This window comes from Stenotrophomonas sp. GD03877 (assembly GCF_029840555.1).
Classification (GTDB): domain Bacteria; phylum Pseudomonadota; class Gammaproteobacteria; order Xanthomonadales; family Xanthomonadaceae; genus Stenotrophomonas; species Stenotrophomonas geniculata.
On record NZ_JAOCCT010000042.1, the window covers coordinates 37,339 to 44,985 of the forward strand.

Annotated in this window: 8 protein-coding genes; 5 read left to right on the plus strand and 3 right to left on the minus strand. The window is 63.0% G+C overall.

Features of this window, described 5'->3' with window-relative positions:
- The first annotated feature begins 35 nt into the window (after positions 1-35).
- Both N5D20_RS22125 and N5D20_RS22130 read left to right on the plus strand, forming a co-directional pair.
- Positions 36-602, plus strand: a complete 567-nt coding sequence (locus tag N5D20_RS22125; protein ID WP_049436690.1) for a UDP-N-acetylglucosamine acyltransferase — start codon at positions 36-38, stop codon at positions 600-602.
- Positions 599-1,069, plus strand: a complete 471-nt coding sequence (locus N5D20_RS22130) for a hypothetical protein (protein WP_279915009.1) — start codon at positions 599-601, stop codon at positions 1,067-1,069. The genes N5D20_RS22125 and N5D20_RS22130 overlap by 4 nt, the downstream gene beginning before the upstream one ends.
- A 357-nt stretch (positions 1,070-1,426) precedes the next feature.
- Here N5D20_RS22130 and N5D20_RS22135 read toward each other — a convergent pair whose 3' ends face one another.
- Positions 1,427-1,774, minus strand: a complete 348-nt coding sequence (locus N5D20_RS22135; protein ID WP_197578494.1) for a helix-turn-helix domain-containing protein — start codon at positions 1,772-1,774, stop codon at positions 1,427-1,429.
- Positions 1,775-1,876: 102 nt separating this feature from the next.
- Here N5D20_RS22135 and N5D20_RS22140 point away from each other — a divergent pair, with 102 nt between their 5' ends.
- Both N5D20_RS22140 and N5D20_RS22145 read left to right on the plus strand, forming a co-directional pair.
- A complete protein-coding gene (locus N5D20_RS22140; protein ID WP_197578495.1) occupies positions 1,877-2,866 on the plus strand; it encodes an MDR family oxidoreductase in 990 nt (329 codons plus the stop codon).
- Between the two features lie 152 nt (positions 2,867-3,018).
- Positions 3,019-3,333: a hypothetical protein gene (locus N5D20_RS22145; protein WP_279915008.1), complete on the plus strand. Its 315-nt coding sequence runs from the start codon at positions 3,019-3,021 to the stop codon at positions 3,331-3,333.
- Between the two features lie 53 nt (positions 3,334-3,386).
- Here N5D20_RS22145 and N5D20_RS22150 read toward each other — a convergent pair whose 3' ends face one another.
- A complete protein-coding gene (locus N5D20_RS22150) occupies positions 3,387-3,596 on the minus strand; it encodes a hypothetical protein (protein WP_049436694.1) in 210 nt (69 codons plus the stop codon).
- A gap of 188 nt (positions 3,597-3,784) precedes the next feature.
- On the opposite strand from N5D20_RS22150, the gene N5D20_RS22155 reads away from it, so the two are divergent.
- Positions 3,785-6,538: a UvrD-helicase domain-containing protein gene (locus N5D20_RS22155; RefSeq protein WP_197578496.1), complete on the plus strand. Its 2,754-nt coding sequence runs from the start codon at positions 3,785-3,787 to the stop codon at positions 6,536-6,538.
- Positions 6,539-6,794: 256 nt separating this feature from the next.
- On the opposite strand, the gene N5D20_RS22160 is transcribed toward N5D20_RS22155, so the two are convergent.
- On the minus strand, positions 6,795-7,647 hold an 853-nt coding region (locus tag N5D20_RS22160), incomplete at its 5' end, for a 3'-5' exonuclease (RefSeq protein WP_279915007.1).

Consider the following 7,647-nt stretch of genomic DNA (forward strand, 5'->3'; position numbering starts at 1 on the left):
CATGGATGTTTCAACGTAGTCACAGGGGAAAATGGATGAAGAAGTTCCTGTTCGCGGCGATCCTCGCCGTGTCGCTGGTAGGTTGCACCACCAATCCGCCGCTCAATTTCTCGGTCCCGAACGTCGGGGTCAGCAGCAAGAAGATTGACGGCGAGTTGAAGTCGTTGACGGTCACGCTGGCACGTCCGGATGAAGCCAAGGGCAAGATCCCCGCGCAGGCCCAGCACGAAGTGCCGCAGATGTGGCAGAACGCGTTGACCGAAGCGCTGAACAAGATGGCGGTGTTCCGCGACGACGCGCCGGTGAAGTTGAGCCTGTCGGTGAAGATCCTGGCGATCGACATTCCCAGCTTCGGTGCATCGATGACCACCAAGACGATCGCCCGCTACGAGCTGATCGATCGTGCAACCGGCAGCATCGTCTATACCCAGGATGTCAGCGCGTCCGGCGAAGTTCCGTTCAACTACGCCTTCGCAGGCGTGATCCGTGCCCGCGAGTCGATCAGCCGCTCGGCCCAGAACAACATCGCCCAGTTCCTGCAGGCTCTGGAGACAGTGGATATTTCCAAGCCGATGTTCCCCAACAAGCAGGAAGCGCCGTGAAGCGCCTGCTGCTGGCCGCATCCGCTGCTGCGATGCTGACCGCGTGCGCACCGAATGTGCGCACGGACAGCTACTCCATTGGTTCGGTGGGACAGGTCAATCGAACCGTCAGCGGCACGGTCATCAGCGTCCGTGCGGTCAGTATCGACGGCTCACAGGGCGGCGGTGCCGTTGCCGGCGCTGCGGCTGGCGGGGTGGCCGGCTCCACCATCGGTGGCAGCGACCAGGCAGCGGCCATCGGTGCCATTGGCGGCCTGGTGGTAGGCGCGATTGCCGGTGCGGCCTCCGAACGCGCACTCTCGCAGGCCAAGGGCCTGGAATACGTAGTGCAGACAGAGAACGGCAATCTGATGACGGTTGTACAGGGACCCGATCCGGTATTCAGCACCGGTATGCGGGTGCTGGTGCTGTATGGGTCACCCTCGCGGATCATTGCCGATCCGCGCCAGGCAAAGGCGGCCCCGTAAACCCAGCGATGCCCCTTTCATGGGGCATCGTTCTGCTGCGCTGGGATTTCAACCCATCCGTACCGCGTGACTCTCGCGAGCCAGCACTTCGATATCCTGCTGGCGCTGCATGACCGCCTACCGCCGCTCCAGGCTGGCGGCTTCCATCTGCTGCAGCGACTGCACAACCGGCGCCTGCGCTTCCACACCCGTGGGCAATCGGGTGTCAACGGAACAGGAACCGCATCGCAGCCCTTCACTGAGCGAGGCAACGCTCCACATACGCTGCCTGCAGTACCGCTGCTATTGCTGTGGCCTCCGGAACGCCCCCCGGATGCACGGGCCATGACGACGACGCCCGGCGCTCCGCTTCAGGTTTCAGCCGTTGCTATCCGTGCGTCCATGGCCGCGATAGGTTTCACCCCACTCGCGCATGGCCAGCAGCACCGGAACCAGCGTGCGCCCGAACTCGGAAAGCTCGTATTCCACCTTCGGCGGCACTTCCGGGTACACGTGGCGGATCACCACCCCGTCGGCTTCCAGTTCCCGCAGCTGGCTGGTCAGCATGGACTGGGTGGCGTTGGGCACACGCCGCGTGAGCTCCATGAAGCGTCGCTTGCCTGTCATTAGGTGGAACAGAATGATCGGCTTCCACACGCCGCCCATCACCGACAGCGTGACTTCCACCGCGCAACCGCTCTTGCCGTCCCAACGCCTGCTACGCATGCATACTCCGGAAAACCATAGTACCTACGGAAAATCATCGTTCTTGTTGCGATAGTGGTGCGAGCCTAGCATGGGCTCATCCACCGAACGTGAGCCCCCACCATGAGTTTCAAGGCACTGCTGACCCGCAAGACCAACGACGGCGTTTCCACGGAGCTGGTCGATTTCGATGAAGCCGACCTGATGGATGGCGACGTGCTGGTGCAGGTCGAGTATTCCACGCTGAACTACAAGGACGCGCTGGCCCTCACCGGCGCGCGCCCGGTGATCCGGACGTTCCCGTTGATCCCTGGCATCGACCTGGCTGGCCTGGTGCTGGACTCCAGCAGCGTCGACTTCAAACCCGGCGACCGCGTTGTGCTCAATGGCTGGGATCTCAGCATGGGCCACCACGGCGGCCTCGCCCAGCGCGCCCGTGTTCGCGGCGAATGGCTCAACAGGATTCCCGGCAACCTGAGCACCCGCGACGCCATGGCCATCGGCACCGCGGGCTACACCGCGATGCTGTGCGTGCTGGCATTGGAAGATGCCGGCGTGACGCCCGGGAAGGGCGATGTACTGGTCACCGGCGCCAACGGCGGCGTCGGCTCGATTGCGGTGGCGATTCTTTCAAAGCTGGGCTATCGCGTGGTGGCTGCCACCGGGCGACCTGAACACGCCGAGTATCTGCACAGCCTGGGCGCCGCCGAGATCATCGATCGCGCGCAGCTTTCCGAACCGCGCGACCGACCGGTGAGCGCCGAACGCTGGGCCGGCGTGGTCGATGTGGCCGGCGGCCCTACCCTGGTCAACGCCATCGCCGAGACCAAGTACCGCGGTGCAGTGGCCGCGTGCGGGCTGGCGCAGAGTGATGAGCTGCATGGCTCGGTGCTGCCCTTCATTCTCCGCAACGTGACGCTTGCCGGTGTGGATTCGGTGAATGCGCCGCAGGCCGTCCGACAGCGCGCGTGGGACCGACTTGCCACCGACCTGGATCCGCAGAAGCTCGAAAGTACCGTGCAGTTGATCGGGCTTGCCGAGGTGCTGGACGTCTACGACCAGATCATTCCGGGCAAGGTGCGCGGGCGGATTGTGGTGGATGTGAATGCGTGAGCAGATCGTCTGGATCAACTGCATCTGATGCAGTTTCCATGCTGCAGCGAATGGTGAACACGCAGTGAAACAACGCGGGCGGCGATGGCCTCAAGCCAACGCCACTCGCATACGCTCGGGTTCCCATCGCTGCCTGGACACCCGACATGCCAATGACCGCGTTCGCACTTGCCGCTGCGCTTTCGGGCCTGCCCGACATCACCTGGGAGCGCGAGCGCGCCGAGGACGCGCATCAGCTCATGCTCTGCCAGATCCATCGCGATGAATTGCAGCAGGCCGAGGGAAAGGACGATGCCTACCAGCGCGCAAAAGCGGTCTGCGACCTGCTGGCGCGGGACTACAGGAACAGGTGGGATTTCGACGCACAGGATGCGCTGGCGGCTTCGGCGGTGGATCTGGATGAGCTGATCCGGCGTGGGGACGCGTTGGAGGTCCCCCCTGCAAAGCGGGACCGTGCCTACGAGTGATTCAGCAACTGCTGATTCAGCAACTGCCGCTGGTGCTGCTGGTTTCCGAACGCCTAAGGGATCCGGCCCGGCGCCCGTGCCAAACGCAGGATCCCATCCGGCGGAATGACGGTGCCATCGTCCATCACGATCAGCATGTCGGAAACTCCGCCCTCGTGCCCTTGCTTCGCGGTGGTCACCAGGATCCTCAATGGATCCGTCCGGATATCGTAGCCACCACCGACGTGCTTCAAGGTTCCCACCCGGTCCCAGTCGATTTCCATGGCCAGCTCCTGAATCCAGACGCGTCATGATGCCACGCGCCTGGCTGTTGGATGCGCTGCGATAGACGGCATTCGGACGCGCCCTGGCTGCGCGTGACAGGCCACATGCAACGTCAAGGCCCTTTATCATGCGGGCTTAGGGGCTCTACATGCCCAGTTGACGCTTGCAAGGCAGTACCTGGATGTCTATGGAATGGCGCCCCTCGATCTGGGGCCAACGTGTGACTCGTTCGCCACACTGGTGGCTGCGGCTGGATGGCGAAAGCATCGAGCTGAACGTCGCAGGCCAGCAATACCGGCAACGCGTGGATGACGATCACAGCGTGCAGGTCATTCCCGGGCTTTTCTGGTCGCGGGTCGAGCTGCAGGCAGGAAGTGCCGGGCAGCTGTCGGTGGACGGGCTTTCCAACGCACAGGCGTCCCGGCTTGCGGCAGCGCTGCAGCAGGTCCGCTTTGCGCGCACCACACGGGGGCGCAAGGCCCTGTTTGACACGATCCTGGAGCAGATCCAGGCGTGGTTGAGCGCTGCGGATGCGCTCATCGACCGCGGCAGTGCCGGCCGCCGCTGGATCACCCACGAGCAGCAGCAGACGCTGCTGGCGGAGCGCTCCTCCCTGCCCCTGCAGCCGCCGGAGTTGGAGCAACTGTTCCTTGATGAGAACGTGCATGGCGACCTGCACGCGCACAACCACCGCGCAGCGCTGGACGCCCTGCACGACTGGCAGCTGGATTGGCCGGCCGTCTGGGCCGAGGCCAACGCGACCATGGCAACGCGTGAGCGGGTGCTGGCCAAGGACTTCCTCGACCGGGTCGAGAGCAAGCCCCTGACCGAGGAACAGGCCCGCGCCGTCATCTGCTTCGACAACCGGGTGCAGGTCGTGGCCGCGGCCGGCTCTGGCAAGACCTCTACGATGGTCGCCAAGGCCGCCTATGCCATCGATCGCGGCTTCGTGGAGCCCGAACGGATCGTGATGCTCGCCTTCAACAAGGACGCCGCCAAGGAGCTGGAAGAGCGCGCGCAGCGATGCTTCGACCGGCTCGGCATGGGCGATACCGTGGTTGAGGCCCGGACTTTCCACGCCCTGGGCCTGTCCATCATCGCCAAAGCGACAGGGCGCAAGCCCGATATCCCGGAATGGGCGGTCGACGCGACGCTGGGCTTCAACAAGCTGGCCGAACTGGTGGACGACCTGAAGGACCGCTCGACCCACTTCCGCACCCAGTGGGACATGTTCCGCCTGGTGTTCGGGCGCGATCTTCCGCCGTTCGGTGCCGACATGATGGCCGATGGCTACGATCGCGATGGCACGCCCTACATGCGTACCCTGCAGGGCGAACGGGTGAAGAGCCTGGAAGAGTGCGTCATCGCCGACTGGCTGTTCTACAACGGCGTGGCATACGACTACGAACGGCGCTACGAGTTCGATACCGCGACTGACACCCATCGCCAGTATCGCCCGGACTTCTACTACCCGGACGCCCAGCTGTATCACGAGCACTTTGCGCTGGATGCCGATGGCCAGCCGCCGAAGCACTTCGTCAACTACAGCGAAGGAATGCATTGGAAGCGCCAGCAGCATGTGGCGCGCGGCACCGCCCTGATCGAGACGACATCGTTTGACCTGCGCAGTGGACATGCCCTGCAGGATCTTGCGGAGCGGCTTGGCGCGTCTGGTGTCGAACTCGACCCGAACCCGGACCGCGAGCTGCCCGATCAGGGCGCCAAGCCGATGCCGGACGCGGACCTGATCGGCTTGATGCGCACGTTCATTGCGCACGCCAAGAGCAACTGCCTGACGCTGGACGATATGGCCGCGCGCTTGCGGCAGATGCCCGAGGATCAGTTCAAGGAACGACATCGTCGCTTCCTGGAGATCGCAGGGCCGGTTTTCCAGGCCTGGGACAACGCACTGGCTGACGAGCGCAGCATCGACTTCGAGGACATGCTCAACATGGCGGCCGGGCTGCTGGAACAGGGCCACTATGAATCACCCTACGAACTGGTGATGGCCGACGAATTCCAGGACGCATCGCGCGCCCGTGCGCGCCTCTGCCGTGCCCTGGTCAGCCAACCGGGCCGCCATCTGTTTGCGGTGGGCGATGACTGGCAATCAATCAATCGCTTCGCCGGTGCCGACGTTTCGGTGATGACCGGATTCCGCGAATGGATGGGACATGGCCAGGTGCTGAAACTGGAGCAAACGTTCCGCTGCCCGCAAGCACTGTGTGATGTTTCCAGCCGCTTCATCAGCCGCAATCCCGCGCAGATCGTCAAGGAAGTTCACTCGGCCGCGCCGGCAGTGGGCCCGGTGCTGCAGGCGTTCCAGATGAACCGGCGTGAGGAGGTGCAGGATGGCGTTCGCCAATACCTTGCGAAGCTGCACCAACAACTGTTGTCAGGTGCGGTGCCGCAGGGCCGCACCGGGCGCGTGACTGTATTCATTCTGGGGCGGTATCGCGCGGATCGCGGTGCAGTGCCTTCAGATTGGAAGACGGCCTTCGGCAGCACGATGGACGTCGAGTTCCTGACCACACATCGATCGAAGGGGCGCGAGGCGGACTACGTGATCCTGCCGGGCACGGTGAATCGAGGCTTCCCGAGCCTGCGTTCGGATGACCCGGTGCTTTCGCTGGCGATGCCGGATGGCGATACCTATCCACTGAGTGAAGAACGGCGCCTGTTCTATGTCGCGCTGACGCGTGCGCGACGGTCGGTTGCGATGTTCACCCTGCAGGGCAAGCACTCGCCATTCCTGGATGAGCTGGTGAAGGACGGCGCTGTGGAAGTGACCGCGATTTCAGGCGCGGCCATCCACGAAGAACGCTGCCCGGTGTGCAAGGTGGGCGTGTTCGTGGACCGGAATGGGCCACATGGGGCTTTCCGGTCGTGCTCGAGTTACCCGTTGTGCCATAACAAGCCGAAGGGTGGGCGTCGGGGCTGAACACATGAACTCACGTGCAAGCCAGCAGCTCAGGTGTTCAGGACGCCTCAGCCTTTCAGAAACACAAAACGCCCCTTCCGGGGCGTTTTGCGTTATGGCGGAGAGAGTGGGACTAAACGTCCCCACTCCTAAACCATTGATCTGCCTACAGAACCCAAACCGGACTGTGTCCTGGTGAGTGTCCTTTGAGCTTAAAGACTACGACCGTCCAGCACAAGGCAAATGAACCTTGGCCCGCCCTAGCCTCTACTCTCCTTTACACCTCAGACAGCAGAACAGCAGCGCCCGTCGCCGATAGAAGTGTGTGGAGGCGCTTTGATTGGGAGTTTGGAACGGCGATGGCAAGAAGTCTGCGCGCTCTCGATGCCCCCACGTAGAGCTTTCTCACACTCTCTGAGTTGCTTGGGTCTCCACCTCCGGTCAGACGATCCACGATCCCCTTCGCAGTCTTTGTTGCCAGGACGACACAAACGGCATCGAATTCCATACCCTTGACCGCGTGGATGGTGTGTGCCGGATGCTTAGAGGCTTCACCTACCGAAAATACAGTAGAGAGCTCCTTCCTGTTCTGGAGCTTTTGAGAGATTGACAAAGAACCGGCTGGCAGAAGAGGCTTTAGCACTTCACGCGCCTCGGAGAGCCACTCCTCCACAGTGACGTGGCGATCCCCCCGGAATTCCAGCGCATCAAGGAGCGCGATGGCACCTGGGCGCCACGGATCGACCTCTGCGCCCAGTTCAAGCAGATGCTGGTGGAAGGTTACGCCCTCTAGCGCGCCGGCCAGCTCTAAAGTGATGCGATAGAACCCTTCCAGCGCATCACGCTTGACGCGCATATCCACGGCTCGATGGTAGGTTTCCACACAGACCGCCAGACGATACGACAGCGCCCCGCCTGGCCCGTCCGTTGGCTGTCCACACGCACCCCTTGCCGAACTAAGCGTCGAACCGACGACTGGGCATTCGCCCTGCTCAAGGGATAAAGAGGCGGTGAGGGCCTCAAACTTTCTACCAACAGATGGCGGCGCCGAGTGCCCTTTGAAGGTCAAGAGGTGGACGGGAGTGGGCTCGTCCCTGTGCTCCCCTAGCGCTACGTCCAACTCGCCCCTT

Excerpts from the sequence above, each read along its gene's own strand:
- N5D20_RS22125 (WP_049436690.1), top strand. The coding sequence starts at position 36 with ATGAAGAAGTTCCTGTTCGCGGCGATCCTCGCCGTGTCGCTGGTAGGT.
- N5D20_RS22135 (WP_197578494.1), bottom strand. The coding sequence starts at position 1,774 with ATGCGTAGCAGGCGTTGGGACGGCAAGAGCGGTTGCGCGGTGGAAGTC.
- N5D20_RS22140 (WP_197578495.1), top strand. The coding sequence starts at position 1,877 with ATGAGTTTCAAGGCACTGCTGACCCGCAAGACCAACGACGGCGTTTCC.
- N5D20_RS22145 (WP_279915008.1), top strand. The coding sequence starts at position 3,019 with ATGACCGCGTTCGCACTTGCCGCTGCGCTTTCGGGCCTGCCCGACATC.
- N5D20_RS22150 (WP_049436694.1), bottom strand. The coding sequence starts at position 3,596 with ATGGAAATCGACTGGGACCGGGTGGGAACCTTGAAGCACGTCGGTGGT.
- N5D20_RS22155 (WP_197578496.1), top strand. The coding sequence starts at position 3,785 with ATGGAATGGCGCCCCTCGATCTGGGGCCAACGTGTGACTCGTTCGCCA.